The sequence below is a fragment of the Rhizobium sp. K102 genome (genome assembly GCF_022385315.1).
GTDB classification, from domain to species: Bacteria; Pseudomonadota; Alphaproteobacteria; order Rhizobiales; family Rhizobiaceae; genus Rhizobium; species Rhizobium croatiense.
On the sequence record NZ_CP092436.1, the window covers coordinates 4,362,913 to 4,388,437 of the forward strand.

A 25,525-nucleotide genomic window follows, 5' to 3' on the forward strand; every position below is an offset into this window, starting at 1 on the left:
TAATTTACGTGCCGATCGCCGCATTTTGTGGCATTCCGCTGAATTGAGGCAAGCATGAATCACGCTCCTGGATCGACGACATTCCATTGAAGCCAGATTCGCTTGGAACGGTGCGCTGCCTTGAATGGCGCGCGGAAAGTGCAGGAGTGTAGATGAAAAGACGCTATTTCGGGACCGACGGCATTCGCGGCCAATCCAATGTCTTCCCGATGACACCGGATCTCGCCATGCGGGTCGGCATCGCCGCCGGCACGATCTTCCGCCGCGGCAACCATCGCCATCGCGTCGTCATCGGCAAGGATACGCGCCTTTCCGGCTATATGCTCGAAAACGCCATGGTCGCAGGCTTCACGGCCGCCGGTCTCGATGCTTTCATTCTCGGCCCGATCCCGACGCCTGCCGTCGCCATGCTGACCCGTTCGCTGCGCTGCGATATCGGCGTGATGATCTCGGCTTCGCATAATCCCTATGAGGATAACGGCATCAAGCTGTTCGGGCCGGACGGCTATAAGCTGTCCGACGACATCGAGGCCGAGATCGAGGATTTGCTCGAAAAGGATCTGAGCGCGCAGCTCGCCAAGTCCGATGACATCGGCCGCGCCAAGCGCGTCGACGGCGTGCATGACCGTTATATCGAACACGCCAAGCGTACCCTGCCGCGCGACGTGACCCTGCAGGGCCTGCGGATCGCCATCGACTGCGCCAACGGCGCCGCCTACAAGGTGGCGCCTGCCGTGCTCTGGGAGCTCGGCGCCGACGTCGTCACCATCGGCAACGAGCCGAACGGCACCAATATCAATCTCAATTGCGGCTCCACCAGCCCGGTCGCGCTGCAGAAGAAGGTCGACGAGGTGCGTGCCGATATCGGCATCGCGCTCGATGGCGATGCAGACCGCGTCATCATCATCGATGAGAATGGTTCGATCGTCGACGGCGACCAGCTGATGGCCGTCATTGCCGAGAGCTGGGCCGAGAGCCAGCAGCTTCGTGGCAATGGCATCGTCGCCACTGTCATGTCCAACCTCGGCCTCGAGCGTTTTCTCGACGAGCGCGGCATGGCGCTCGCCCGCACGAAGGTCGGCGACCGTTATGTTGTCGAGCATATGCGCCAGCACAATTACAATGTTGGTGGCGAGCAGTCGGGCCATATCGTGCTGTCGGATTACGGCACGACGGGCGACGGCCTGGTTGCCGCACTGCAGATCCTTGCCGCCGTCAAACGCACCGGCAGGACCGTCAGCGAGGTCTGCCGCCGCTTCGAGCCGGTGCCGCAGCTGCTGCGCAATGTCCGCATCAGCGGCGGCAAGCCGCTGGAGGATATCCATGTGCAGAAGGCGATTGCTGATGCCGAAGCCGAGCTTGCCAAGACCGGCCGGCTTGTCATCCGCCCCTCCGGCACCGAGCCGCTGATCCGCGTCATGGCCGAGGGCGACGATCGCGCCCAGATCGAGCGCATCGTCAACGAGCTGATTGGCACGATTTCAAACGTCCGGACCGCCGCCTGATTTTTTGGCTCAAGGCAGCTCAAGGCCGAGGATGACGTCGGATATGGGGGCGTCGACAAACTAAGCCGGTGCATATGCGCCGGCTTTTTGGTTGCGCATTGGTCCAGCCACAATCTGTGGTCGCTGCAAATCGAATTGTCATCACTGCGCCCCTGTTTTTCTTCCAGGAGTATCTGTCGAATACAGTAAATAATCGTGGTTAAGCAGCTTTTAACGTTTCCGGTTCATTATCCATACGAAGCGTATCAGATTGGCGGCGACTTGAGCCTGCCGATGTAACGGATTTTGGAGTGGGATCCATGAAAAGAAGCTTGTCCGGCATCTTCGCGGCATTGTTGATCACGACAAATGCCTATTCCGCCGACTTCGCTCCGGCCGAGCCCATCCCGGAGCAGCCGCCCGAGGTGACGGTCAGTGAAGCGACGGGCTGGTACCTGCGCGGCGATGTCGGTTATGCCTTTACCGATCTGCGCGGCGCCCGTTATTTCCAAGGCAGCAATGCCACCGAAGTCGATTTCGACGACGCTGACCTCGACGACGCATGGACGATCGGCGGCGGTGTCGGTTACCAGATCAACAGCTACCTGCGCACCGATCTGACCTTCGATTATCTCACCCAGGCCGACTTCCGCGGCTCGACGGTCGGTCAGTGCGGCTTCCCGCTGGTGGATTGCACCTCGCGCGACCGCTCGTCGCTGACGGCCTATACGCTGCTCGCCAACGCCTATGTCGATCTCGGCACCTACGGCTACGTCACGCCTTATGTCGGCGCCGGTATCGGCGGCTCCTACGTCAAGTGGAAAAACCTGCGCAACGTCGCCTGCGCCGATGACGGCAGCTTCTGCGATGACGAGGTCACCCATGGCGGCAAGGGCAACTGGCGCTTTACTTACGCCCTCATGGCCGGTGCCTCGGTCGACGTTACCTGCAACATCAAGGCCGATGTCGGCTACCGCTACCTGCATATCGACGGCGGCAACATGTTCGGCTATGCCGATAACGGCGGCCCGGGCCGCGACAAGGGTCTGAGCGTCCACGAAGCCCGCGTCGGCGCCCGCTATCTGTTCGGCGGCTGCGCCCAGGCGAGCTACGAACCGCCGCCGGAAATCCCGCTGCAGCAGCCGGTCTACAAGTAGATTCAATCCGCTTGCATCAAAGAGCCGCCCCGGTGGGGCGGCTTTTTTCAGTTTCGCCACTCCGCCTGCGTCAAAATATCTACCGGTTGCGACACTTCGATCTTGACTATGACGCCGCCGATCCATACACACGGCGGCGGGACACCCTTCCCCAACGAAGGGCTTTCTATCTGAGAGGATAGCATCATGGCGAAGACCGCAAAGCCGGACATCCGTCCGTATAATACCCATTTTTCTTCTGGCCCCTGCTCGAAGCGCCCCGGTTGGTCGCTCGAAGCCCTTTCCGACGCGGCTCTCGGCCGTTCGCACCGCGCGAAGGTCGGCAAGGCCAAGCTCAAGCAGGCCATCGACCTTACCCGTGAAATTCTCGATGTGCCGGCGGAGTACCGCATCGGCATCGTTCCGGCCTCCGACACCGGCGCCGTCGAAATGGCGCTCTGGTCGCTGCTCGGCGAACGCGGTGTCGACATGCTCGCCTGGGAAAGCTTCGGCGCCGGCTGGGTCACCGATGTCGTCAAGCAGCTGAAGCTCAAGGATGTGCGCAGGCTCGAAGCCGGTTACGGCGAGCTTCCCGATCTCTCGGCTGTCGATTTCGACCGTGACGTCGTCTTCACCTGGAACGGCACCACATCAGGTGTGCGCGTGCCGAACGGCGATTTCATCCCCGCCGACCGCAAGGGCCTGACGATCTGCGACGCCACCTCGGCCGCTTTCGCCCAGCAACTCGATTTCGCCAAGCTCGATGTCGTCACCTTCTCCTGGCAGAAGGTTCTGGGCGGCGAGGGCGCACATGGCGTCATCATTCTTTCGCCGCGCGCCGTCGAGCGCCTCGCCACCTATACACCGGCCTGGCCGCTGCCGAAGATCTTCCGCATGACCTCGGGCGGCAAGCTGACGGAAGGCATTTTCCAGGGCGAGACGATCAACACGCCGTCGATGCTCTGCGTCGAGGACTATATCGATGCGCTGCTTTGGGCCAAGGAGCTCGGCGGCCTCAAGGCGCTGATCGCCCGCGCCGATGCCAATGCCAAGGTCATCCACGATTTCGTCGCGGCGAACGATTGGATCGCCAATCTCGCCGTCAAGGCGGAAACGGCCTCCAACACCTCCGTCTGCCTGAAGATCGTCGACAAGGACATCGCGGCGCTCGACGACGATGGCCAGGCGAATTTCGCCAAGGGCCTGGTCGGCCTGCTGGAAAAGGAAGGTGTCGCCTATGACATCGGCCATTACCGCGACGCGCCGTCGGGTCTGCGCATCTGGGCCGGCGCCACGATCGAGGCATCCGACATGCAGAAGCTGATGCCCTGGCTTTCCTGGGCCTTCGAAACGCAGAAGGCGCAGCTCTCTCAGGCTGCTGCCTGACGTGATCGCATCCGGCTCCGCCATAGGGCGGAGCCCCTGATTTCATCCATCGCTGAACATTTTTGAAGGAGTCCCTCATGGCACCTCGCGTTCTCGTATCCGACGAACTGTCGGAAACCGCCGTCCAGATCTTCCGCGACCGCGGCGTCGAAGTCGATTTCGAACCGCAGCTCGGCAAGGACAAGGACCGTCTGCTCGAAGTCATCGGCAAATATGATGGCCTCGCCATCCGTTCCGCCACCAAGGTGACTGAAAAGATCATCGAAGGGGCGAAGAACCTCAAGGTCGTCGGCCGCGCCGGCATCGGTGTCGATAATGTCGATATTCCGGCGGCCTCGCGCCGCGGCATCATCGTCATGAACACGCCCTTCGGCAATTCGATCACGACGGCCGAACACGCGATTGCGCTGATGTTCGCCGTCGCTCGCCAGCTTCCGGCAGCCGATACCTCGACGCAGGCCGGCAAATGGGAGAAGTCGAAATTCATGGGTGTCGAGATCACCGGCAAGACGCTCGGCGTGATCGGCGCCGGCAATATCGGCTCGATCGTCTGCGCCCGCGCCATCGGCCTCAAGATGCATGTCGTCGCCTATGACCCGTTCCTCTCCAAGGAGCGCGCCGAGGAGATGGGCGTCACCAAGGTCGAGCTGGACGAGCTTTTCGCCCGCGCCGATTTCATCACGCTGCACGTGCCGATGACCGACAGGACACGCGGCATCCTCAACAAGGAAGCCTTGGCGAAGACGAAGCCGGGCGTGCGCATCATCAATTGCGCCCGTGGCGGACTGGTCGATGAAGCGGCTCTCGCCGAAGCCATCAAGTCCGGCCACGTTGCCGGTGCCGCCTTCGACGTCTTCGAGGTCGAACCCGCCAAGGAAAGCCCGCTCTTCGGCCTGCCGAACGTCGTCTGCACGCCGCATCTCGGCGCTTCGACGACCGAAGCGCAGGAAAACGTCGCTCTGCAGGTGGCCGAACAGATGTCGGACTATCTCGTCAAGGGTGCGGTCTCCAACGCTATCAACATGCCGTCGATCACCGCGGAAGAAGCGCCGATCCTGAAGCCGTTCATCCGTCTTGCTGACGTTCTCGGCGCCTTCGTCGGCCAGGTCACAGAGGAGCCGATCAAGGAAATCGAGATCCTTTATGACGGCGTCACCGCCAACATGAACACGCGGGCGCTGACGAGCGCGGTGCTCGCCGGTCTCATCCGCCCGCAGGTCGCCGACGTCAACATGGTTTCGGCGCCGATCATGATCAAGGAAAAGGGCATCGTGCTTTCCGAGGTCAAGCGCGATAAGACAGGCGTGTTCGACGGCTATATCAAGCTGACGGTGACGACCGAGAGCATGACGCGTTCGATCGCCGGCACGGTGTTTTCGGACGGCAAGCCGCGCTTCATCCAGATCAAGGGCATCAATCTCGATGCCGATGTCGGCTCGCACATGATCTACATCACCAATACCGACGTCCCTGGCATGATCGGCTTCATCGGCACGACGCTCGGTACTGCCGGCGTCAACATCGCCAACTTCCAGCTCGGTCGCGACAAGCAGGGCGGCGACGCCATCGCGCTGCTCTATGTCGACGGCGAGGTGGAGGACGGCGTGCTCGAACGGCTGACGGCGCACCAGGCAATCCGCCAGGCAAAGCTGCTGACATTCAACATAGACTGAGTTTTCCTCCTCCCAAGGAAACAGGGAAAACCCGGCGCCGGAAACGGCGCCGGGTTTTCTGCGCCAGCAATGGGTACATGTCAGTGAGGCAAGCGCTTGCGGCGGACGATCTTGCCGAAACGGGCTCTATCGTCCTCAGCCTTGGTGCGATGAAGGAAGGCGCGCCTGCTGTCTTCGAAACCCTGGAAGAACTCGTCCCAGGAAATCTCCTCCTGCGTTTCCGAGGAAAAATCGACGCGGACGGTTTCGCTGTCGCTTGCGTCCTTGATGCGGGCGGGATGGCCGCCTCGCTCTTCGATCCAGTGTCTGATCCTATTGTAATCCGCCGTCGTGCCGAACCTGGCCATGAAACCCTCCGCAGCATTCGATTGCGACATTGATCACCCGTAACGCATGATCGAAAGAATAGTTCCATAGGGCGATAATTATTTACTCGACGATTTCCGGTTGAGCGGGCTGGTGCTCAAGCATTCGTTATTTTGAGAACGGCGGCCGGAGCGGCATAATTCGCATTGGCTGGAAGGAGGATGCATATGAAACGCTATTCATTCTCGATAATCGGACTGGCGCTCATGACCGCCGTGATCGCCAATCCAGGCATCGCATTCGCCTGCAACAAGCTGATCGGCACCTGAGCCGCACCCCCGCTTTCAAGGCGGGGCTTCGGCCGCGCCTTCCTTTCTCACCGGCGAAATGACCGGCCGCTCGAACGCCGGCCCTTGCGTCCCGATACAATCCTTTCTATATCGATCGCTTATCGAAAGGCGGCCGATCCCGCCTGATACAGCAATCCGCCGCAATTGCAGCGCAATGGCGGATGATGAGCGCGCAGAATTTGGCACCACCGTTGAACACACTGGATTTTGACAAGAAGCCGGAAGAGACCCGCGTCGTCGTCGCCATGTCGGGCGGCGTCGATTCCTCCGTCGTGGCCGGCCTTCTCAAACAGCAGGGTTACGACGTGCTCGGCATTACGCTGCAGCTTTACGATCATGGCGCCGCCGTTCATCGCGCCGGGTCCTGCTGCGCCGGCCAGGATATCGACGATGCCCGCCGCGTCTGCGAGACGCTCGGCATTCCGCATTATGTGCTCGATTACGAAAAGCGCTTTCGTGAGACGGTGATCAATCCCTTCGCCGAAAGCTATGTGGCCGGCGAAACGCCGATCCCTTGCGTCTCCTGCAACCAGACCGTCAAGTTCGCCGATCTGCTGGCGACCGCCAAGGAGCTTGGCGCCGATGCGCTGGCGACCGGCCACTATATCCGTTCGCGGCCGAACCCTTCGCCCGAACATCCCGGCCGCCGCGCGCTGTTCCGTCCGGCCGACGCCGACCGCGACCAGAGCTATTTCCTGTTCGCCACGACGCAGGAGCAGATCGACTATCTGCGCTTTCCGCTCGGCGGCCTGCCGAAGGCCGAGACCCGCCGGCTGGCCGAAGAGATGGGCCTCGTCGTCGCCAAGAAGGCCGACAGCCAGGACATCTGCTTTGTGCCGCAGGGCAAATATTCCGACATCATCACCAAGCTGAAGCCGAATGCGGCGCTCGCCGGCGAGATCGTTCATCTCGACGGCCGCGTATTGGGAAGCCATGAAGGCATCCTGCACTTCACCATCGGCCAGCGCCGCGGCATCGGCATCGCCACCGGCGAACCGCTCTATGTCGTCTATCTCGATGCCCGCTCGCGTCGCGTCATCGTCGGACCGAAGGAGGCGCTGGAAACCCACCGCGTCTATCTGCGCGACGTCAACTGGCTGGGCGACGAGACGCTTACGGAAGCAGCGTCCGGCGAAGGCTTTGCCTGCTACGCCAAGGTCCGCTCGACCAGGGCGCCGGCACCGGCCGTGCTGCATGTCGATGCCACCGGCACCTATGTCGATCTGACGGTCGGCGAGGCTGGTATCGCACCCGGCCAGGCCTGCGCGCTTTATTCCGCGCCCGGCGACGACGCCCGCGTCTTCGGCGGCGGCTTCATCGAGCGCTCCGAGCGCGAACCCTCGGCCGAGGCTTCGCTCAAGGCGCTGCTCGCCAGCCCCGTCGCCGCTTGAAACCCTCAGGAAACGACGGTCAACAAAGCCCGGCGTTTTTCTCCATCATGCGCTTGACACAAAGCCGAAGCGCACCTTATAAGCCGCTCATCCCACGAGCCCGCAGCGCTTCGCGAGCAGGTATCGTTTGACCAGTGGCGGAGTAGCTCAGTAGGTCAGAGCAGAGGAATCATAATCCTTGTGTCGGGGGTTCAAATCCCTCCTCCGCTACCATCACTTCATTGCAGAATTTGCGATTCTGGCCGCTCGATTTTGAGCTGGTTCCGACGGCCGCGGTAGTGTGTCCCTCCGCCAAAAGGCGCGGCGACAGGACAATAACCTCGGGATTTCGCTGACGCCGAGGCGAGCACTATCTGTAGAGCATAAAATGCAATATGGGCATTTTCATCGCCCAAAGATGGGATGCAGCAGCGATAATAATTGCCCATAAGGCCAGCGAGAACATGACCGCGGCTAACCTGATTCCCATTGACTGCATCAGTTCCTCCATCCCAGATAATCGTCCCTCCTCGGACGATCTATTGCTAGCAGGGCGCAGGTCGATCAGCTATCGCAAGAAATCGCTACTGGATCGTCGCTGCAGCGCGCGCTCGGAAAGATGCAATGTTTAGCGATGCGGCGCCCGTTTTCTCTCTCTCAAACGACAAAGTGGAAGTTGTCGTATTGCGCACCATAATAGTCGGGGCCGCTCGTTTCGGTGATGACGGGCTCGGTGTCGAGCACGAGATAGTCGATCTGGCCATAGGCGCTGAGATCAATCACTTGCGGGTCATGAATGCTGTCGGCGGTCACGTTGACCGTAACCAAGAACACGGTATCGCCGTTCAGCCTACCTTCGATCGTCAGAACGTTGTCATAATCGGATGTGCCATTTGCCACGCTGAATTGCTCGATCTGGAAGGTGCCGCCATCGGCGGCCTGGATGGGTGTCCAGAAGACGCCGCCTGACAGATAATGGTTGCCGTCGGCTTCCTTTTGTATCACTGCATCGTCACCATCGTACCAAGCGCCCCAATCGAAGCCCTTGTAGCCTGTGGGGAAATCATATTTGCCGACATCCTCGAAATTGACGAAGATGTCGCCACGCTCCGGCAGATCGACAGTGATATTGAGCAAGCCGAAGTCGGTGGCGCCTTTGCCGTCCGAGATCTTGAAATTGAACTGATCGAGGAGTTGATCTCCCGGGCCGAGCGCCAATACCACGGGATTGGAGTGATCGAGTTCATAGGTGTAGTAGCCGTCGGAATAGACGGTCAGCGTGCCGTATTTTCCCTCGATCGTCGTCGTGGTCCGTCCATCCGAATTGGCCGGTTGCGGAATTCGCTGCCCGTTCACGAAGTTGAGACGCAGAAGATCTCCGTCGGCATCCTTGGAACCGTCCAGGATGTTGCCGTCAACCGGCTTGTCGATGTCGAAAATGGGCTGGTATACGTCCGCTGCGACCGGCTTGTGGTTTGCCATTTCTACCTCCCGTCTGAAGTTCTGTTTAAACATGCAACCCTATCGGGTGCTTGGCAACGAGATTTTGACGAGCATCAGATCAATTCAGCCTGTCAAATCCAACAGGCACAATTTGTCTGAAGCTCAAGATCCAAGTAAAGGGACTGACGCCGGCGTCTATTCCCTTGGAAATGAAGATTTATGCGCTGTCTTACGCTGATGCCGCTTCTGGGAATGCGGTATTTCTGCCTCTTCAAGCATTCTATCAATTCTCGGCCAGCAGAAGTATTTCCGGCAACGTATTAATGCCAGTCTGATGATGACGTCATCATGACGATATACGGCATTGATTGCTTCAATGCAGGCCGCCCACTCCGAGCAAGCTTTCGACGGCTTCGTGGTCCTTGGATAGGTCTGCCGGCGTTCCCGCCCAGGCCAGCCGCCCTCGTTCGAGAATGACGACCTGATCGGCGAAATCGAGCGCGCTCTGGATCCGCTGCTCGACAAGAAGGATGGTCATATCGCCTGACTTGGCGAGTCCGGCGAAGGCTGTCATCAGTTCCTCGCAGATAACGGGGGCGAGACCCTCGAGCGGTTCGTCGAGCAGCAGGACCGACGGGCGGCCGAGAATGGTGCGGGCCGTCGAAAGCATCTGCTGTTCGCCGCCGGAGAGTTGGTTGCCGAGGTTGCGGCGGCGCTCCTTCAGGCGCGGGAACAGCGCATAGGCTTCCTCCAGCGCCGTCTTCGGCCGCGCCTTCAAACCGACGAAAAGGTTCTCTTCGACGGTCAGCGTCGGGAAGACGCAACGTGTCTGCGGCACATAACCGAGACCCTTGTGCGCGCGTGTTGCGCTTGGTGCTGTTGTGACGTCCGCATCGCCAAGGGTGATGCGGCCCTCGTAGCGTCTGGTTTGGCCTGCGAGCGTTGCCAGCAGCGTCGTCTTGCCCATGCCGTTGCGGCCGAGCACGGCAAGCCTTGCGCCTGCCGGCACTGCGAAGGAAATGCCTTCCAACACCCGCGTCGGCCCGTATCCGGACGACAGATTTTCGACCTCAAGCGACAGGGCTGGCATTGGCATAACTCCCGAGATAGGCCTCGCGCACACGCGCATCCCTGGTGACATCTTCAGGCCGGCCGTCAAAGATGATCGCGCCGGCGGCCAGGACGATGACACGTTTGGCAAAACGAAAGACAAGATCCATGTCGTGCTCGATCATCAGCACGGCGAGATCGGCGGGCAGATCAGCAAGCGCTTGCTCGATGCGGCCGGTATCGCTTTGCGGCACTCCGGCGGCCGGCTCGTCGAGCAGCAGCACCTTCGGCTTCAGCGCCAGCGCGACGGCAAGTTCGAGAAGCCGCTGCTGTCCATAGGCAATCTCGCTGACCTTGCGATGCATCAGCGGCGTCAGTCCGAGCTTTCCCAGGAGGTCGTCGATCTCGGCCATGACGTCGGGCATCGAGAGGAAATTTCCGAACATGTTCCAGGTCTTTCCGTCCCGCTGCAGGACAGCGAGCCCCACATGTTCGGCGGGCGTCATGTCCTGGAAAAGCCGTGTCACCTGAAAGGAGCGGACGAGGCCGCGTTTGACCCTGCCGATCGCATTGACCGCCGTCACCGTTTCGCCGCCAAGGCGGACCTCGCCGGAATCGGGGGGAGATTGCCAGTGACGAGGTTGACGAAGGTGGTCTTGCCGGCGCCGTTCGGGCCGATCAGCGCGACGCGGTCGCCGGGGGCCATCGCCAGCGAAACATCGTTGGTGACGGCAAGGCCGCCGAAGGCTTTCCGGAGATTGGCGACTTCGAAGACATGGCTCATGAGCGCTGCTCCCTGCGGCGGTCAATGAAATTTGCGGCCGTTCCGTAAAGCCCTTTCGGCGCGAAGAGCACGACGGCGATCAAGAGCGCACCGACCATGGTCAGCCAGTGGAAGGGATTGGCGGCCGAGACATAGTCCTCGAAGAGCATGAAGATAATCGTGCCGGAGAGCGCCCCGAAGAGAGAGCCGGTGCCGCCGAGTACGAGCATGACGAGCGCCTCCGCCGACTGCGTGAAGGACAGGCTGTCCAGACCGACGACCTGCGTCGAGATCGCGTTCAAGGCGCCGCCGACCCCGGCAACCGCGCCCGAGATGGCGTACATCCTGATGAGCGCGCCCTTCGGCGAACCACCCATGGCGCGGATACGCAACGGGTCCTGCTTGATGGCGCGGCAGAGCATGCCGAAGGGTGAACGCACCAGCAGTCTCAGCAGCACGAAGACAACAAGCAGCAGCGTCATTCCGAAAAAGAAGGCGGTGCGGCCATAAAGATCGAATTCAAAAAAGCCGAGGACCGGGTCGGGCGCGATGCCGGAAAGTCCATCACTGCCTCCTGTCCATGAGGAGGCCTTGTTGGCGAATTCGTGGAAGAGATGGATGAGGGCAATCGACAGCACGAGCTGCGGCAGGCCATGCGCGCGCAGAATGATCGCGCCGCTGAGCAGCCCGGAAGCTACGCCGCCGGCAATGCCTGCAAGCAGCATCAGCAGCGGATCATTGATGCCGTAATGCGCCGACAGGATGCCGGCGGCATAGGCGCCGGAGCCGAACAGGGCGGCATGGCCGAGCGTCGCAACGCCGCAATAACCGGTCACGAGATCAAGCGAGAGCACGAGCAGCGCGATGGTGATCATCCGCGTCAGAAGCGCGAGATTATCAGGGAAGGCGAAATAGCCGATGGCGGCAACGGCGATGATCACCATGATGCCGGCGAGATCGCGGCTGACATAACCGCGCCGATGCTGGAGACGTCCGTTTTCGTTGTTCAACACAAGCGCCATCTCACTTCGCCCTCCCGGCAAGGCCGCGCGGGAAGACGCAAATGATCGCGATCACGGCAAGATAGAAGAAGAATTCCCCGAACTCCGGCATCAGATAGCGGCCCGTCGTATCGATCGCGCCGAGCAGCAGGCAGGCGATCAGCGCGCCGGGAATGGAGCCGGCGCCGCCGACGGAGACGACGACCAGGAAGGTCACCATGTAGCGCAGCGCATAATAGGGCTCGACCGGCAAGAGTTCGGCGCCGACCACGCCGCCGAAGGCGGCAAGCCCGACGGCGATGGCAAAGCTCACCGCATAGATGATCTCGGTGCGCACGCCGAGTGCTGCGGCCATCGCCGCGTCATCCACGGAGGCGCGCAGCTTGACGCCGAAGCTGGTCCTTTCGATCGCGAACCAGAGCGCCAGCGCCACGGCGAGGCCGCACAGGATGGCGAAAAGCCGGTGAACGGGGATGGTGCGAAAGCCGAGATCGGCCGAACCCTGCAGCGCCGCGGCAAGCGGTATGGTCTTCAGCGTTGGTCCCATCAGGTAATTGGCGATGCCGATGATGCAGAAGGTGATGCCGATCGTCATCAGCACCTGGGTCAGTTCCGGCGCGCCGTAGATCCGGCGATAGAGAAAACGCTCGAGAGGGATTGCAATGATGATCGTGGCGACCACGGCAGCGATGATCGCCATGGCATAACCGAGGCCGAGGTCACGTGCGGCATAGGAGGCGATGTAGCCGCCGATCATGGCGAAGGCGCCGTGCGCGAGGTTGACGACGCGCATCAGCCCCATGGTGACGGAAAGGCCGATCGAGATCACGAAGAGCACCATGCCATAGGCTAGCGCATCGACGGCTATGCTGAAGACTGTCTGCATGGAACTACCTGTTTGGATGCGACGGACCGGGGATTCCAAGTCCGCCGCATGTTCTGACGCCCGATGTTACTTGGCCGCTGCCAGGCCCGGATCGCCCTGCTTCTCGAAGGTCTGGACCTCCTTGTTGACGTAGGTCCCGTCGTCGGCCTTGGCGACTTCGCGCAGATAGATGTTCTGCGTGATGTGGCGGCTTTCCGGATCGATCGAAACCGGGCCGCGCGGGCTCACCCAGGCAAGGCCCTTCACCGCATCGACAGCCTTTTCAGCATCCTGCTTGCCGCCCGTCGCCTCGATCATCTTGTAGATGACATACATGCCGTCATAGGCGCTGACTGCCGGGAAGGAGAGTTCGGCCTTGTTGCCGATCGCCTTGGTGGCCGCCTCGACGAAAGCCTTGTTCTCGGGAGAATCGTGCGACACGGCATAGTGGAAGGTCGTCTGGATGCCGAGCGCGGCGTCACCCAGCGCCGGCAGGTCGGATTCCTGCGTCAGGTCGCCCGGTGCGAAGAACTTGATGCCGGCGGCCTTCAGACCGTTTTCGTTGTAAGCCTTGACGAAGCCGAGCGTCGTCGGTCCCGATGGCAGGAAGGCGAAGACGCCCTCAGCGCCGGAATCCTTGATGCGCTGCATGATCGGGCTGAAATCGTTGGTCGCTAGCGGCATGCGGATCGCCTCGACCACCTGGCCGCCGGCCTTTTCGAAGCCGGTCTTGAAGGCATTCTCGGCATCGACGCCCGGGCCGTAATCGCTGACGACCGAGATTACCTTCTTGACGCCGGCGTCGAAGGCGACTTTTGCGATCGGCGTCGAGGTCTGCCAAGTCGTGAACGAGGTGCGCACAACGAGCGGGCTCTTGGTGACGATCGTCGAGGTCGCGGCGTTCATAACGACCATCGGCACATTGCCCTGCTTCAGGATCGGCGTCACCGCCATGGCATCTGGGGTGAAATAGAAGCCGGCAAGATACTGGACCTTTTCCTTGACGATCAGTTCCTGGGCAAGCGCCTTGGATTGGGCAGGATCGGCCTGCGGCACGTCGCGATAGACGATCTCGACGGTGTCGTTGCCGACCTTGCTGCCATTGGCCGCCATATAGGCGTCGATGCCGGCCTTGAAGTTCTTGCCCTGAAGCGCGAACGGACCGGAGAACGGGCCGATGACGCCGACCTTGATCGTGTCGGCATAGGCGCTCGTGCCCATGACGATGGCCGCAGCGGCGGCCAGAAACAGCTTCCTCATTCTTCTCTCTCCCTTTTCGGCGTACTCCGGCGCCGTATTAAACTTCATGTTAGCTTCTCATGCGAAATGGTGATGTAAAATGAAATAAAACCCCAAACACATGATCTGTTGGTTATGTGTTCTGCGTCCCGAACGCCCGGTGTTCACCGTTCCGCGCAGCCTTCATCCGCAATCCTTCAGAACGGCAACCCCACATAATTTTCGGCAAGGACCGTCGAGGCGGCGCGGGAATGCGTGAGATAGTCGAGTTCGGCCTCCTGAATCCTCTGATCGAAATCACCGGTATCGGGGAAACGATGCATCATCGTCGTCATCCACCAGGAAAACCGCACGGATTTCCACACACGGGCAAGTGCAACCTGCGAATAGGCGTCGATGCCATGATCCGAGCCTTCGCGGTAATGCTCGATCAGCCCGGAGAATAGGTAATGGACGTCGCTGGCCGCAAGATTCAGCCCCTTGGCGCCGGTCGGCGGCACGATATGGGCGGCGTCGCCGACAAGGAAAAGCCGGCCGAAACGCATCGGCTCGGCGACGAAGGAGCGTAAAGGTGCGATCGATTTCTCGAAGGACGGCGCGGTTTTCAACGCCTCGGCGTGGTGCGCCGGCAGACGCCGTCTGAGCTCGTCCCAGAAGCGATCGTCGCTCCAGTCCTCGACCTTCTCGTCGAGCGGACATTGGAGGTAATAGCGGCTGCGCGTCGCCGAACGCATCGAACAGAGTGCAAAGCCCCTCGGATGGTTGGCGTAGATCAGTTCGTGGCTGACCGGCGCCACCTCGGCAAGCAGGCCCAGCCAGCCGAACGGATAGACCTTCTCGAAACTTTTGATCGCCCCTTCGGGGACGGCCTTGCGGCTTGCGCCATGAAAGCCGTCGCAACCGGCGATAAAATCGCAATCGATGCGCCTGGCAGCGCCGTCCTTTGTATAGGTAACGAAAGGAGAGCGGCCGTCGAAATCATGCGGTGCGACATCGGCGGCATCGTAGATCGACAGGGCGCCGCTTGCTTCGCGCCGCTCCATCAGGTCGCGCGTCACCTCGGTCTGGCCGTAGACGGTGACGCGCCTGCCGCCGGTGAGTTCATGCAGATCGATGCGGTGGTCGCGTCCGTCGAAGGCGAGCGAGAAGCCGTCATGCGGCAGGCCTTCGGCGTGCAGCCTGGCGCCGGCTTTGGCCTGGTCCAGCAGACCGACGGTGCCATCCTCCAAAACGCCGGCGCGCACCCGGCCGAGGATGTAGTCCTTGTTGACGCGATCGAGAATGACATTGTCGATGCCGGCTTCGGTCAGAAGCTGACCGAGCAGCAAGCCGGATGGTCCCGAACCGATGATGGCGACCTGAGTTCGCAAATGCTTCCTCCCTCCCATTTTTGCGTTTTGTCAGATTCTGCCGCGCCGACCGGATCGCCACAATGGACATTCCAGCCTAAAAATTGCACTAATCGAACATTGGCATGGGAGGGAGCCGATGAGCAGACATATACCGACCTACGAGCTCTACGGCGAAAACGTCGGACGATCGCCGGAATTTTGGTTGCATTGCGAAACAATTCGCTCCCGGAGCAGCCTGCATCAATGGGAAATCCGACTGCACCGCCACGAAAGCTTCTTTCAGATATTGTACATCGAAGCCGGTTCGGGCGATGCGATCTTCGGCGACAGGAGCCATGCCATCCGGCCGCCGGCGGTCATTACGGTTCCCCGGGGTTCAATCACGGCTTTCGTTTTTCACGCGACATCGACGGTCTTGTCATCACCATATTGCGATCCCATCTCAGCCATCCACCCGGTGAGCGGAGCCATCTCGGCGAATGGCTGGCGACGCCGCATCTGACGCCGCTCGATCCTGATAATGCCGAGGCTGCCCATGTGATGCAGACTTTGCGGCGGCTGGGCGACGAATTCGAAAATCGCCGCAGTGGCCGCAACGAGGTCTTGGCAGCCTACGTCGGTTTGGCGCTGCGGCTGACGGCTCGGATCTCTCATGAGGGGAATTCGGGGGAGCTTGCGTCAAACGAAAACGAGCGACGGATGGACATGCTGGGCGAGCTCATTCAGCAGCATTTTCGATCCCACAAGCCGGCATCCTTCTATGCCAGGGAACTCGGGGTCTCGCCGACGCACCTTACCCGGATCGTCCGGTCGATGACCGGCAGCACGCCGCACGAGCTGATCGCCGCCAAACTGGTCGAGGAGGCGAAGCGTCAGCTTGTCTTCACGCTCGGCAGCGTTCAGGAGATCGGATTCCGCCTCGGCTTTGCCGACCCCGCCTATTTCTCGCGCTTCTTCCTGAAATATGCCGGCGAAACGCCGCGGGTCTGGCGCACGACGGAAAAGGCCCGACTCGACCGCGCATAGGGCTCTGGCATCCGGCGACGTCGCATTCGCGGGCGCACGTCACCGATGTCTCACGCCGCCGGCCATGTCCAGTTCCGCACCTCCGGCATGTCCTCGCCGTGTTCCCTGACATAATCGTGATGCTCGGCAAGCTTATCGCGGAAGGCAGCAAGCGCGTCCGTCGCCTTTTCCTTCAGGCCCGGTACGCGCTCGATCGCTTCGATCGCGAGATGGTAGCGATCGAGCTCATTGAGGACGGTCATGTCGAAGGGCGTCGTCGTCGTACCCTCTTCGATGAAGCCGCGGACATGGATGTTCTCGTGGTTGGTGCGCTTATAGGTCAGGCGGTGAATGAGATAGGGATAGCCGTGATAAGCGAAAATCACCGGCTTGTCCGGCGTGAAGATGGCGTCGAAGGCCTCGTCGGTCAGGCCGTGTGGATGCTGGTCCCGGGATTGCAGCGCCAAGAGATCGACGACATTGACAGTGCGGATTTTCAACGCCGGCACGGCCTTGCGCAACAGGTCGACGGCGGCAAGCGTCTCCATCGTCGGCACGTCGCCGGCACAGGCCATGACGAGGTCGGGGGCGACGGCGTCTTCCTCGTTGCTTGCCCAGTGCCAGACGCCGATGCCGGCCTCGCAATGTTTCACCGCCTCGTCCATCGAAAGCCATTGCGGCTCCGGCTGCTTGCCGGCGACGATGACGTTGATGCGGTCATAGGTGCGCAGGCAATGGTCGCCGACCCAGAGCAGGGTATTGGCATCCGGCGGCAGATAGATGCGGACGATATCGGCCTTCTTGTTGGCGACGAGATCGACGAAACCGGGATCCTGGTGGCTGAAGCCGTTATGGTCCTGACGCCAGACATGCGAGGTCAGCAGGTAATTCAGCGACGAGATCGGTTTTCGCCATTCAAGCTCGCGCGTCACCTTCAGCCATTTGGCGTGCTGGTTGAACATCGAATCGATGATGTGGATGAAGGCCTCGTAGCAGGAGAAGAGGCCGTGGCGGCCGGTTAGGAGGTAACCTTCCAGCCAGCCCTGGCAGAGATGTTCGGAGAGCACCTCCATGACGCGTCCATCGCGGGAGAGATGGACGTCATAGGACTCGATATCCTCCATCCAGACGCGGTCGGTGACCTCGAAGACGCTGCCGAGGCGGTTCGATTCCGTCTCGTCGGGGCCGAAGATCCTGAAATTCGCCGCCGCCGCGTTGCGCTTCATTGTGTCGCGCAGGTAATGGCCGAGAATTTCCGTCGACTGGGCCGCGACGCTGCCGCGCTTGCCGATCGCGACTGCATAGCCGCTTATATCGGGGGTATCGAGTTCCCGGCGCAGCAAACCGCCATTGGCATGCGGATTGGCGCCCATGCGGCGTTTGCCGGCGGGCGCCAGCGCCCGCAGCTCGGGTTTCAGCCGGCCATCGGCGCCGAACAGGTCCTCCGGCCCGTAGCTGCGCATCCAGTCCTCAAGAATTTTGCGATGGCCGTCATTCTCGCGGCAGTTGGAAACTGGCACCTGATGGGCACGCCAGAAGCCTTCGACTTTCTTGCCGTCGACCTCTTTTGGGCCGGTCCAGCCCTTGGGGCTGCGCAGCACGATCATCGGCCAGCGCGGGCAGCTGTCCGGAGCCTCGCCGTCACGAGCCTGGCTCTGGATCTCACGAACGCGGTCGAAGATCCGGTCCAGCGTCGCGGCCATCTGCTGATGCATGTCGCGCGGCTCATGGCCGTCGACGAAGAAGGGTTCGTAACCGTAGCCTTCGAAGAGGCGGCGGAGATCATCGTCTCCGGCACGGCCGAGAACGGTCGGGTTGGCTATCTTGTAGCCGTTCAGATGCAGGATCGGCAGCACGGCGCCGTCGCGGGCGGGATTGAGGAACTTGTTGGAATGCCAGCTCGCCGCCAGCGGCCCGGTCTCGGCCTCGCCGTCGCCGACAACACAGGCGACGATCAGGTCGGGATTGTCGAAGGCGGCGCCATAGGCATGGACGAGGGCGTAACCGAGTTCGCCGCCCTCATGGATCGATCCTGGCGTTTCCGGAGCCGCATGGCTCGGGATGCCGCCGGGGAAGGAGAATTGCCGGAAGAGCTTGCGCATGCCTTCGGCATCCTCGGAAATATTGGGATAGATCTCGCTGTAGGTGCCTTCGAGATAGGTATTGGCAACCATGCCCGGCCCGCCGTGGCCGGGGCCGCATATATAGATGATGTCGAGATCGCGGGCGCGGATCAGGCGGTTGAGATGCGCATAGATGAAGTTGAGGCCGGGTGTCGTGCCCCAGTGGCCGAGCAGGCGGGGTTTGATGTGTTCCGGTTTCAGCGGCTCGCGCAGTAGCGGATTGGCAAGTAGGTAGATCTGGCCGACCGAGAGATAGTTGGCGGCCCGCCAATAGCGGTCGATCTGGGTGAGTTCGGCATCGGTCAAGGCGGCGGCGGTCGAGACATGCTTTTCCATGGGCTTCTCCCGTTCGAAAACGCGTTCAACGTCAATTCTAGCCGCCGGCGCCGGCGCGCCATTGATCTGGATCAGCGAGCGGCAAGCAGGGACAGCGCCTCGTCGGCGATCACCTGTTCTTCGTCCGTGGCAATGACATGGGCGGTCATGCGGCTTTGCCCGGTGCTGATCGTGAAATCATTGGCGGCATTGGCCTTTTCGTCGATCGAAAGGCCGAGCCAGGACAGTCGTTTGGCCACCCCGGCGCGGATCTCCGGCTGATTTTCGCCGATGCCGGCAGTGAAGACGACGGCATCGAGGCCGCCGAGGGTTACCGCCATGCGGCCGATCTCGCCGGCAATGCGCAGCGTCAAGAGGTCGATCGCCTGGCGCGCCTCCGGCCGGCCATCCTTCAACAGATCGCGCGTGTCGGCGCTGATGCCGGAAACTCCGAGCAGGCCTGAGCGGCGATAGAGCAGATCCTCGATTTCTCCCAGGGATTGCTTTCGCTCTCCGGCCAGATACAAGATGACGCCGGGATCGAGCCAGCCTGGGCGCGTCGCCATCGGGATGCCGTCGAGGGTGGAAAAGCCCATGCTGCAATCGCGGCTGATGCCGCCTTCCAGCGCACAGAGGCTGGCGCCGCTGCCGAGATGGGCGACCACAGCCTTGGCCGCCTGCGGCGCCTTGCGGGTAAGTTCACCGGCGATGAACTTGTAGGAAAGCCCATGGAAGCCGTAACGCTTGATGCCCTCGTCATGCAGCGAGCGCGGTATGGCGAGACGGCGAACGAGATCGTCCTGCGTGGCATGGAAGGCGGTGTCGAAGGAGGCTGTCTGGACAAGATGCGGCTTCAGATGCGCCAGCGCGCGGATGAAACGCAGCGCCTGCGGCTGATGCAGGGGCGCAAGCGGCGTCAGTGCATCGATGGCGCCGATTGCCGCGGCGTCGAGGGCGCTCGCTTTCGTAAAGCGGTCGCCGCCATGGACGACGCGGTGGCCAGCGGCGCGGCTGGCGGCCATGTCGAAATGATCGGCGATACGCGCGAAGGTCTCGTCGATGACATCGTGCAGGTCTTCCGTCGCCTCGGCCTTCAACGGCATGTCGAATGTCTGCGGCCCCCGACTCAGTCCGAGTGAAAGCGGTTCGGCGCGGAAATCGATCACGCCCTTGCCGATGCGCCGCGCCTTGGCGCCTTCCATGGCAAAGATGCCGATCTTGACCGTCGAGGAGCCGGCATTGAAGGTCAGAAGCAGGTCGTTCGAGGGCATGTCTTTGCAGACTCCATACGGTCGTGATGATGGGTCGAACTTAGCGCCGGCGCAGCCGGCGGAAAGGTATCCATTCGTCCGTCGGTCATTTTGCCCCGGTGCAGCCTATCGTCTTCTTCGAGTGCGATTGTGACGCGGCATCTTCATCTTCCCACCCACTCCACAGCTCGAATTCGGCCGGCAGGTGGTTCTTGCCGCTGTTCGGGCTCGTCCTAGTCTGCGGCCCAAGTCTTTTAAGGCATAGCGTCAGGCCGTTGAGGCCAGGCTGGCATTGCGATCGCTGATGAAGATGCCCGCCTCGGCGGCGGGCATCGCCTTGCCGAAAAGATAGCCCTGGCCGATGTCGCAGCCGAGCTGCAGCAGGAAGGCGAGCTGGCCATGCTCCTCGACGCCTTCCGCAGTCGTCTTGATATTGAGGCTTCTGCCGAGGCCAAGCATGGCGCGGACGATCTTTTCCTGGCGTTCGTCGTCGCGATAGGTGGCGATGAAGCTTTTGTCGATCTTGATCTTGTCGAAGCGATAGCGGGCGAGCTGGGCGAGGCTCGAATAGCCAGTGCCGAAATCATCGAGGGCGATCTGGATGCCGGCAGCATGCAGTTCTTCGAGAATGACGGCGGCGACAGCGGGATCCTGAATCAGCGCGTTCTCGGTGATCTCCACTTCCAGGCGTTGCGGCGGCAGCCGGGTTGCCGACAGCACCTTGAGGATGCGGGATGTCAAGAGCTTGTCTTCCATCTGCACCGGCGAGACGTTGAAGGACAACATGACATGCGCCGGCCAGGTGAGCGCGTCGCTGCAGGCCTGGGCGAGGAGATCCTCGAACAAGGCGGTGATCATGCCGGTTTCCTCGGCAATGTCGATGAAGACCGGCGGCGAAATGTGGATGCCATCCTCGCCCGTCCAGCGCGCGAGCGCTTCGAAACCGCAGAGCTGGCCGGTCTTCAGGTCGATCAGCGGCTGATAGAACGGCCTGATGTCCTTATTGGCGATGGCGGCGCGCAGCCTGGTTTCCAAGGCGGCGCGCTCGGTTACCTTGTCCTGCATCGAGGTTTCGAAGACGAGAAAATGGTTGGGGCCGCGTGATTTGGCCTCGTACATGGCGAGGTCGGCACGGTGGGCGGCATCTTCCAGCGGTTCGGCTCCCTGAGCCCAGCGATCGTAGCCGACGCTGGCGCCGACTTCGACGGCAAAGCCATCGATATGGATCGCCCGGGTCACGGCCTGGATCAGCAGCTTGGCGAAACGCTCCTCCCGCTGCGCCGTCAGGGCAAAGGCGACGATGATGAATTCGTCGCCGCCGAAGCGGTAGACGCAATCGGCATTGCCGAGCGCGCAGATGCGCCTGGCGACTTCGATCAACAACACGTCACCGCCCTTGTGGCCGACGAGATCGTTGACTTTCTTGAAGCCGTCGAGATCGACGGAAAAGATGGTGACGTTGTCGTCCCATTCCTCGATTTCGGCCTCGTCGTTCTTGATCGGCCGTGCGAGAGCCTTGCGCTCGAAGGCGTAACGGTTCGGCAGCTTGGTCAGATGATCATGAGTTGCCGTCCAATCGGCCTTCGCCTGAGCGGCGACGCGCAATTCCATTTCCTTGCGCAGATCGGCAATGCGCAGCACCGAATAGACGAAGCTCATGGCGCCGGCGATGCCGAGCCCGAGAACGAGCTTGTCAGCACCGTACGCGCCGAAATCGGTCATGAATGAAGCGAGGCTGTCGTCGAACCGGAGCAGCGTCCCGAGGAGCCAGAGGATTATCCCCAAACCGACGATCGACATACATTGCCTTCCGGCTCTGCTCTGGAAAAACACCGGCATTATGCCTTCTCCGTCTCCACCCGCGTCGACATATCACAAAAGTCTGAAATGTTCGTTGAAACCAGAAGGCGAATTATCAGACGGGGAAGTGCGCTGCTGCGCCGTCAGGAGCCTGGATGACGCTTGCGATGCAACCAGAATTGGCAGCGCGGCCGTTTCACTGATTTCGACCAGAGGGAGAATAATTGCTGCAGATGGTTGGCACTGCAAAGATCAGGAAGAAGAACGAAGGCGAGCGTGCTGTCGCATGCTCGCCCTTTCTCGTGCTTCAGGCGGTGACGATCAGCAGCGGAACGCTGACGATGAGACCGGCCAGAACCGTGAACGTGGCGACGCGCATGAAACGCAGCCGCCGCGTCCGTTCTCCACTCCAATCATATGTCATTCTTCCATCTCCTTGGGACAAGGAAGTAGTCCCCGCAAAACCGGGTTCAACAGGGATGACGCAATTTGCTTGTGTAAGGCTGGATAAAATGAGGAGCCTCTAATGCTGGAAGCGCAGGGACCAGCGGCTGCCGTTGCTGGTCATGCGAAGGATGGCGAGCGGCTCGACGTCGCTCAGCCAGAAGGAGGAGGGCGGCGCCTGAAGCACATGCGCGACCGCCGCCCGGATGACGGCCGCATGGCTGACGGCGATGACGTGACCGCCGAGGGCCGATTGGGTGTCCATCCAGCCGGCGACGCGCTTTCGCAGATCAACAAGGCTCTCGCCGCCGTGCGGTGCGGCTGCCGGCTCGGTCATCCAGGCCATGAGGCTTTCCGGTTCTTCCGCCTCGACCGCCGCGATCGGCCTGCCGGCCCAGCGGCCGTGGTCGCAATCACGAAGCGCCGGATCTGCCAGGGCTTCGAGGCGTAGCGCCTCGGCGGTCTGGCGGGCGCGCAAGGCGGGGCTCGTGACGATACGATCCGCGCGGGGGAGGGCGGCGATCTTGCCGGCTTCCTCTTCCGCCTTGGCCTCAAGCGGTTCGTCGAGCGGGAAAAGGGCCTTGCGGCTCGCCGCCGTCGCGCCGTGGCAGATCCAGGTGAGGCGCGTATTCACGATCGTTCTGACCTCTCGATACGACTGCAGCGCCGCGCGTCTGTTCCGGCGCCCAAAGGACGCTTTGCCGGCTTGCGAAGTTTCGTTGACAGTCTCTTCAGCGTGCAGCTATAACCGGGCTGTTGCGGGTTTGGAAGCCGGTGGAAATCCGGCGCGGTCGCGCCACTGTAACCAGCGTGTCGAAAGCTCTTCGCGCTGGAAGTCAGACCCTGCCGCACAAGCACTCTTTCGACTGAACGCGTCATTCCGGAGGAATACATGTCTGACACCACTTTCACGCCCGTCGCGGCGCCGGCGCCGATCCCCGTCGGCGAAATTCTTCCGTGGGCGATCTTCGGCGGCCTGCTAACGCTCATCGCCATCTATTTCGTCGGCACCGAGGAAGGCGCGATGGCGCTCTTCAACGGCATGTATGTGCATGAATTCGTGCATGACGGCCGTCATCTCCTCGGCTTTCCCTGCCACTAAGGGAGTTCCCGACATGGTTGGAAACCTTTTGCTTCGCGGCATGTTCGCGGGCGTGATTGCTGGCATTCTCGTTTTCGCTTTCGCCCATATCTTCGGCGAACCGCTGGTCGATGCGGCGATCGCTTTCGAAGAGGCGAGCGCGCAGGCGGCCGGGCAAGCCGCCGAACCTGAAGTCGTCAGCCGCGCCACGCAGGCCGGTCTCGGCCTCTTCACCGGCGTTATGGCCTACAGCGTTGCCGTCGGCGGGCTTTTTGCCATCGCTTTTGCTTTCGTGCATGGCCGCTTCAGCGCTCTTTCGGCGCGTGGCACCTCGGCCGCCATCGCCATTGCCGCCTTCGTGGCCATCGTTCTCGTCCCCGGCATCAAATATCCGGCCAACCCGCCGGCGGTCGGCAATCCTGACACGATCGGCGTCAGGACCGAGCTGTTCTTCCTGATGATCGTTGTTTCGGTCGGGGCGCTGATTGCCGCCGTGGCGCTGTCGCGCCGCCTTTCCGAGCGTTTCGGGCTTTGGAACGGCGCAATCGTCGCCGCTCTCGCCTATCTCGTCTTTATCGGCGTCGTGCTTTATCTGCTGCCGCCAATCAACGAAGTGCCGGAGAATTTCTCGGCGATGGTGCTCTGGCGGTTCCGCACGACCTCACTCGGCATGCACGCGATTCTCTGGGCAACGCTCGGCCTTGCCTTCGGAGCGCTGGCGGAAAGGCGGCTTGCCCTCAAGGGCGGGCTGCGGCCCGCCTTCCGGTGATCCCGCGCATCGGCAGGCTTGCGCCTCTCGCTCTGATCGCAAGCCTGTTCCCATTGATTGCGGGAAACACTTCAGCCCATGAGCGCAGCGCCGGCGGCAGTCATGCCGGCCTCGATATCCCGGCCATTTCCCACGGCGAGATGGCGGTCATTGCCGATTACCGCACCGGGATTATAGCGCTGGCGTCGCGGGCGGTCGATACGAACGAACCGTTCCGCCGCGTCCTGAACTACGCCGAGATCCAGTATTCCTATTGCGTCTGGGGCCGAATGCCGGGCAGCGTCACGGATGAGGAAAGCCCTTTCAACGAATGCGCTCATGCCTATCTCGCGGCGACGAAAGCCGTACTGATGGCGATGCGGGAGATGCCGCGGGAGGCGACCGCGGCGGGCGAAATCATCTCAGCCATCGACATCGACATGGCGCGGCGCGGGCTTGCGCTCATCACCTGCCAGTTCAGCGGCGAGGCTTTCAACACCGCCCAGGTCGTCAAGCCAAATTGGAGCAGGCTGCCGCTTCATCCTGCCAGCATGGCATCGTTGACGGGACTGGCTGCCCTGTTCGGTCTTGCTGTCCTTGCGCTTGGACGCGTCTTGCGGCCGAAGGCTCAGTCGTCGGAATAGCGTTGCTCGCGCCACGGATCGCCATAAATGTGGTAGCCGTTCTTTTCCCAGAACCCGGCCTCGTCGGCGGGCATCAGCTCGATCCGGCGCAGCCATTTGGCGCTTTTCCAGAAGTAGAGATGCGGCACGACGAGGCGCATCGGGCCGCCATGATCCGGCGTCAGCGGCAGTCCCTCCCATGAGGTCGCCAGGATCGCGTCCTCGGCGGCGAAATCGGCAAGCGGCAGGTTGGTGGTGTAGCCGTCATAACCCGTCAGCAGGACGTAGGCCGCTTCCGGCTTCGGCATGGCGAGATCGAGCAGATCCCGCGTCGAAACGCCCTTCCAGTTGTTGTCGTAACGCGACCAGGTGGTGACGCAGTGGATATCGCTGATCCTGGTGCTCTGCTCGATCGCCTGGAAGGCGGCCCAGTTGAGGGTGAGCGGCGTTTCGACCAGGCCGCGGACCTCGAGCCGCCAGCTGGCGGTGGAGATGACCGGCTGCTGGCCGAGATCGAGCACCGGCCAGTTCTTGACGAGGTGCTGGCCGGGCGGCAGGCGCTCGGCTTCCGGACGGCTGACGCGGCCGGTCAGGAATTTGCCCTCCGCCGCCCAGCGGCGCTTGGAACTGGTCAGCTTGCTGTCGGCGGGCGTCTGGTCGTCCCTCATGAGCGGGTCTCCTTGCGTTGCCGCAATAGGACATTCGGCCGACGGGGTGT

At 61.7% G+C, this 25,525-nt stretch carries 20 protein-coding genes, 1 tRNA gene, 2 pseudogenes and 1 riboswitch; of the genes and pseudogenes, 10 read left to right on the plus strand and 13 right to left on the minus strand.

Features of this window, described 5'->3' with window-relative positions:
• Window positions 1-152 precede the first annotated feature (152 nt).
• The 4 genes from glmM (at window position 153) to serA (ending at window position 5,679) form a co-directional block, all read left to right on the plus strand.
• A complete protein-coding gene (glmM, locus tag MHI61_RS27325; RefSeq protein ID WP_239791279.1) occupies window positions 153-1,505 on the plus strand; it encodes a phosphoglucosamine mutase in 1,353 nt (450 codons plus the stop codon).
• Window positions 1,506-1,804: 299 nt separating this feature from the next.
• Window positions 1,805-2,641 carry an outer membrane protein gene (locus tag MHI61_RS27330; RefSeq protein ID WP_239791280.1) on the plus strand — a complete coding sequence of 279 codons (837 nt, stop codon included), beginning with the start codon at window positions 1,805-1,807 and terminating at the stop codon, window positions 2,639-2,641.
• A 186-nt stretch (window positions 2,642-2,827) separates the two neighbouring features.
• Window positions 2,828-4,006: a phosphoserine transaminase gene (locus MHI61_RS27335; RefSeq protein ID WP_239791281.1), complete on the plus strand. Its 1,179-nt coding sequence runs from the start codon at window positions 2,828-2,830 to the stop codon at window positions 4,004-4,006.
• 77 nt (window positions 4,007-4,083) lie between these two features.
• Window positions 4,084-5,679, plus strand: a complete 1,596-nt coding sequence (gene serA, locus MHI61_RS27340) for a phosphoglycerate dehydrogenase (RefSeq protein ID WP_010035565.1) — start codon at window positions 4,084-4,086, stop codon at window positions 5,677-5,679.
• 80 nt (window positions 5,680-5,759) lie between these two features.
• Here the strand turns inward: serA and MHI61_RS27345 are convergent, their stop codons facing one another.
• The gene (locus MHI61_RS27345; protein ID WP_239791282.1) at window positions 5,760-6,026 is read right to left on the minus strand and encodes a hypothetical protein; all 267 of its coding nucleotides are present in this window, start codon (window positions 6,024-6,026) and stop codon (window positions 5,760-5,762) included.
• Between the two features lie 500 nt (window positions 6,027-6,526).
• Between MHI61_RS27345 and mnmA the strand changes: the two genes are divergently transcribed.
• Both mnmA and MHI61_RS27355 read left to right on the plus strand, forming a co-directional pair.
• Window positions 6,527-7,726, plus strand: a complete 1,200-nt coding sequence (gene mnmA / locus MHI61_RS27350; RefSeq protein WP_239791283.1) for a tRNA 2-thiouridine(34) synthase MnmA — start codon at window positions 6,527-6,529, stop codon at window positions 7,724-7,726.
• A 136-nt stretch (window positions 7,727-7,862) separates the two neighbouring features.
• Window positions 7,863-7,939: transfer RNA gene (locus MHI61_RS27355), tRNA-Met, on the plus strand.
• Between the two features lie 423 nt (window positions 7,940-8,362).
• Here MHI61_RS27355 and MHI61_RS27360 read toward each other — a convergent pair.
• The 7 genes and pseudogenes from MHI61_RS27360 to pobA form a co-directional block, all read right to left on the minus strand.
• On the minus strand, window positions 8,363-9,187 hold the full coding sequence (locus MHI61_RS27360) for a VCBS domain-containing protein (RefSeq protein ID WP_239791284.1): 825 nt from the start codon (window positions 9,185-9,187) through the stop codon (window positions 8,363-8,365).
• A 334-nt stretch (window positions 9,188-9,521) separates the two neighbouring features.
• On the minus strand, window positions 9,522-10,238 hold the full coding sequence (locus tag MHI61_RS27365; protein ID WP_239791285.1) for an ABC transporter ATP-binding protein: 717 nt from the start codon (window positions 10,236-10,238) through the stop codon (window positions 9,522-9,524).
• A pseudogene (locus MHI61_RS27370) lies at window positions 10,219-10,982 on the minus strand (ABC transporter ATP-binding protein). The gene MHI61_RS27365 and the pseudogene MHI61_RS27370 overlap by 20 nt, the downstream one beginning before the upstream one ends.
• Entirely contained in the window at window positions 10,979-11,983 is a 1,005-nt protein-coding gene (locus MHI61_RS27375; RefSeq protein WP_239791286.1) for a branched-chain amino acid ABC transporter permease, read from the minus strand. The pseudogene MHI61_RS27370 and the gene MHI61_RS27375 overlap by 4 nt, the downstream one beginning before the upstream one ends.
• A gap of 1 nt (window position 11,984) precedes the next feature.
• On the minus strand, window positions 11,985-12,848 hold the full coding sequence (locus tag MHI61_RS27380) for a branched-chain amino acid ABC transporter permease (protein WP_097604040.1): 864 nt from the start codon (window positions 12,846-12,848) through the stop codon (window positions 11,985-11,987).
• 66 nt (window positions 12,849-12,914) lie between these two features.
• Window positions 12,915-14,087, minus strand: a complete 1,173-nt coding sequence (locus tag MHI61_RS27385) for an ABC transporter substrate-binding protein (RefSeq protein ID WP_239791287.1) — start codon at window positions 14,085-14,087, stop codon at window positions 12,915-12,917.
• Window positions 14,088-14,263: 176 nt separating this feature from the next.
• Window positions 14,264-15,436, minus strand: coding sequence for a 4-hydroxybenzoate 3-monooxygenase (gene pobA, locus MHI61_RS27390; protein ID WP_097604041.1), 1,173 nt, complete (start codon window positions 15,434-15,436; stop codon window positions 14,264-14,266).
• A gap of 118 nt (window positions 15,437-15,554) precedes the next feature.
• Between pobA and MHI61_RS27395 the strand changes: the two are divergent.
• Window positions 15,555-16,444 (plus strand): annotated as a pseudogene (locus tag MHI61_RS27395) (helix-turn-helix domain-containing protein).
• Window positions 16,445-16,494: 50 nt separating this feature from the next.
• On the opposite strand, the gene MHI61_RS27400 reads toward MHI61_RS27395, so the two are convergent.
• The 4 genes from MHI61_RS27400 to MHI61_RS27415 form a co-directional block, all read right to left on the minus strand.
• Window positions 16,495-18,882 carry a phosphoketolase family protein gene (locus MHI61_RS27400; protein WP_239791288.1) on the minus strand — a complete coding sequence of 796 codons (2,388 nt, stop codon included), beginning with the start codon at window positions 18,880-18,882 and terminating at the stop codon, window positions 16,495-16,497.
• A 71-nt stretch (window positions 18,883-18,953) separates the two neighbouring features.
• On the minus strand, window positions 18,954-20,132 hold the full coding sequence (locus MHI61_RS27405; protein WP_239791289.1) for an acetate/propionate family kinase: 1,179 nt from the start codon (window positions 20,130-20,132) through the stop codon (window positions 18,954-18,956).
• A 246-nt stretch (window positions 20,133-20,378) separates the two neighbouring features.
• Window positions 20,379-21,950: a bifunctional diguanylate cyclase/phosphodiesterase gene (locus MHI61_RS27410; RefSeq protein ID WP_239791290.1), complete on the minus strand. Its 1,572-nt coding sequence runs from the start codon at window positions 21,948-21,950 to the stop codon at window positions 20,379-20,381.
• A 484-nt stretch (window positions 21,951-22,434) separates the two neighbouring features.
• On the minus strand, window positions 22,435-22,989 hold the full coding sequence (locus MHI61_RS27415) for a histidine phosphatase family protein (protein WP_239791291.1): 555 nt from the start codon (window positions 22,987-22,989) through the stop codon (window positions 22,435-22,437).
• A gap of 132 nt (window positions 22,990-23,121) precedes the next feature.
• Window positions 23,122-23,197: riboswitch (cobalamin riboswitch) on the plus strand.
• A gap of 50 nt (window positions 23,198-23,247) precedes the next feature.
• Here MHI61_RS27415 and MHI61_RS27420 point away from each other — a divergent pair.
• From MHI61_RS27420 to MHI61_RS27430, 3 genes are read left to right on the plus strand one after another with little or no spacing between them, the layout of a single operon-like run.
• Window positions 23,248-23,457 (plus strand): CbtB domain-containing protein, encoded by a 210-nt coding sequence (locus MHI61_RS27420; protein ID WP_239791292.1) that lies wholly within the window; start codon window positions 23,248-23,250, stop codon window positions 23,455-23,457.
• Window positions 23,458-23,470: 13 nt separating this feature from the next.
• Window positions 23,471-24,205: a CbtA family protein gene (locus MHI61_RS27425; RefSeq protein ID WP_239791293.1), complete on the plus strand. Its 735-nt coding sequence runs from the start codon at window positions 23,471-23,473 to the stop codon at window positions 24,203-24,205.
• A complete protein-coding gene (locus MHI61_RS27430; protein WP_239791294.1) occupies window positions 24,202-24,828 on the plus strand; it encodes a hypothetical protein in 627 nt (208 codons plus the stop codon). Before MHI61_RS27425 ends, MHI61_RS27430 begins: the two co-directional genes overlap by 4 nt.
• On the opposite strand, the gene MHI61_RS27435 is transcribed toward MHI61_RS27430, so the two are convergent.
• Window positions 24,813-25,475 carry a sulfite oxidase-like oxidoreductase gene (locus tag MHI61_RS27435; protein WP_239791295.1) on the minus strand — a complete coding sequence of 221 codons (663 nt, stop codon included), beginning with the start codon at window positions 25,473-25,475 and terminating at the stop codon, window positions 24,813-24,815. The genes MHI61_RS27430 and MHI61_RS27435 overlap by 16 nt on opposite strands.
• Window positions 25,476-25,525: the final 50 nt, after the last annotated feature.

What these genes read in the sequence shown, in the direction of transcription:
- MHI61_RS27375 (WP_239791286.1), bottom strand. Translation starts at nt 11,983, where the DNA reads ATGGCGCTTGTGTTGAACAACGAAAACGGACGTCTCCAGCATCGGCGC.
- MHI61_RS27420 (WP_239791292.1), top strand. Translation starts at nt 23,248, where the DNA reads ATGTCTGACACCACTTTCACGCCCGTCGCGGCGCCGGCGCCGATCCCC.
- glmM (WP_239791279.1), top strand. Translation starts at nt 153, where the DNA reads ATGAAAAGACGCTATTTCGGGACCGACGGCATTCGCGGCCAATCCAAT.
- MHI61_RS27425 (WP_239791293.1), top strand. Translation starts at nt 23,471, where the DNA reads ATGGTTGGAAACCTTTTGCTTCGCGGCATGTTCGCGGGCGTGATTGCT.
- MHI61_RS27365 (WP_239791285.1), bottom strand. Translation starts at nt 10,238, where the DNA reads ATGCCAGCCCTGTCGCTTGAGGTCGAAAATCTGTCGTCCGGATACGGG.
- MHI61_RS27435 (WP_239791295.1), bottom strand. Translation starts at nt 25,475, where the DNA reads ATGAGGGACGACCAGACGCCCGCCGACAGCAAGCTGACCAGTTCCAAG.
- MHI61_RS27385 (WP_239791287.1), bottom strand. Translation starts at nt 14,087, where the DNA reads ATGAGGAAGCTGTTTCTGGCCGCCGCTGCGGCCATCGTCATGGGCACG.
- MHI61_RS27345 (WP_239791282.1), bottom strand. Translation starts at nt 6,026, where the DNA reads ATGGCCAGGTTCGGCACGACGGCGGATTACAATAGGATCAGACACTGG.
- MHI61_RS27335 (WP_239791281.1), top strand. Translation starts at nt 2,828, where the DNA reads ATGGCGAAGACCGCAAAGCCGGACATCCGTCCGTATAATACCCATTTT.
- MHI61_RS27380 (WP_097604040.1), bottom strand. Translation starts at nt 12,848, where the DNA reads ATGCAGACAGTCTTCAGCATAGCCGTCGATGCGCTAGCCTATGGCATG.
- MHI61_RS27405 (WP_239791289.1), bottom strand. Translation starts at nt 20,132, where the DNA reads ATGCCCTCGAACGACCTGCTTCTGACCTTCAATGCCGGCTCCTCGACG.
- MHI61_RS27410 (WP_239791290.1), bottom strand. Translation starts at nt 21,950, where the DNA reads ATGCCGGTGTTTTTCCAGAGCAGAGCCGGAAGGCAATGTATGTCGATC.
- MHI61_RS27360 (WP_239791284.1), bottom strand. Translation starts at nt 9,187, where the DNA reads ATGGCAAACCACAAGCCGGTCGCAGCGGACGTATACCAGCCCATTTTC.
- MHI61_RS27400 (WP_239791288.1), bottom strand. Translation starts at nt 18,882, where the DNA reads ATGGAAAAGCATGTCTCGACCGCCGCCGCCTTGACCGATGCCGAACTC.
- serA (WP_010035565.1), top strand. Translation starts at nt 4,084, where the DNA reads ATGGCACCTCGCGTTCTCGTATCCGACGAACTGTCGGAAACCGCCGTC.
- MHI61_RS27330 (WP_239791280.1), top strand. Translation starts at nt 1,805, where the DNA reads ATGAAAAGAAGCTTGTCCGGCATCTTCGCGGCATTGTTGATCACGACA.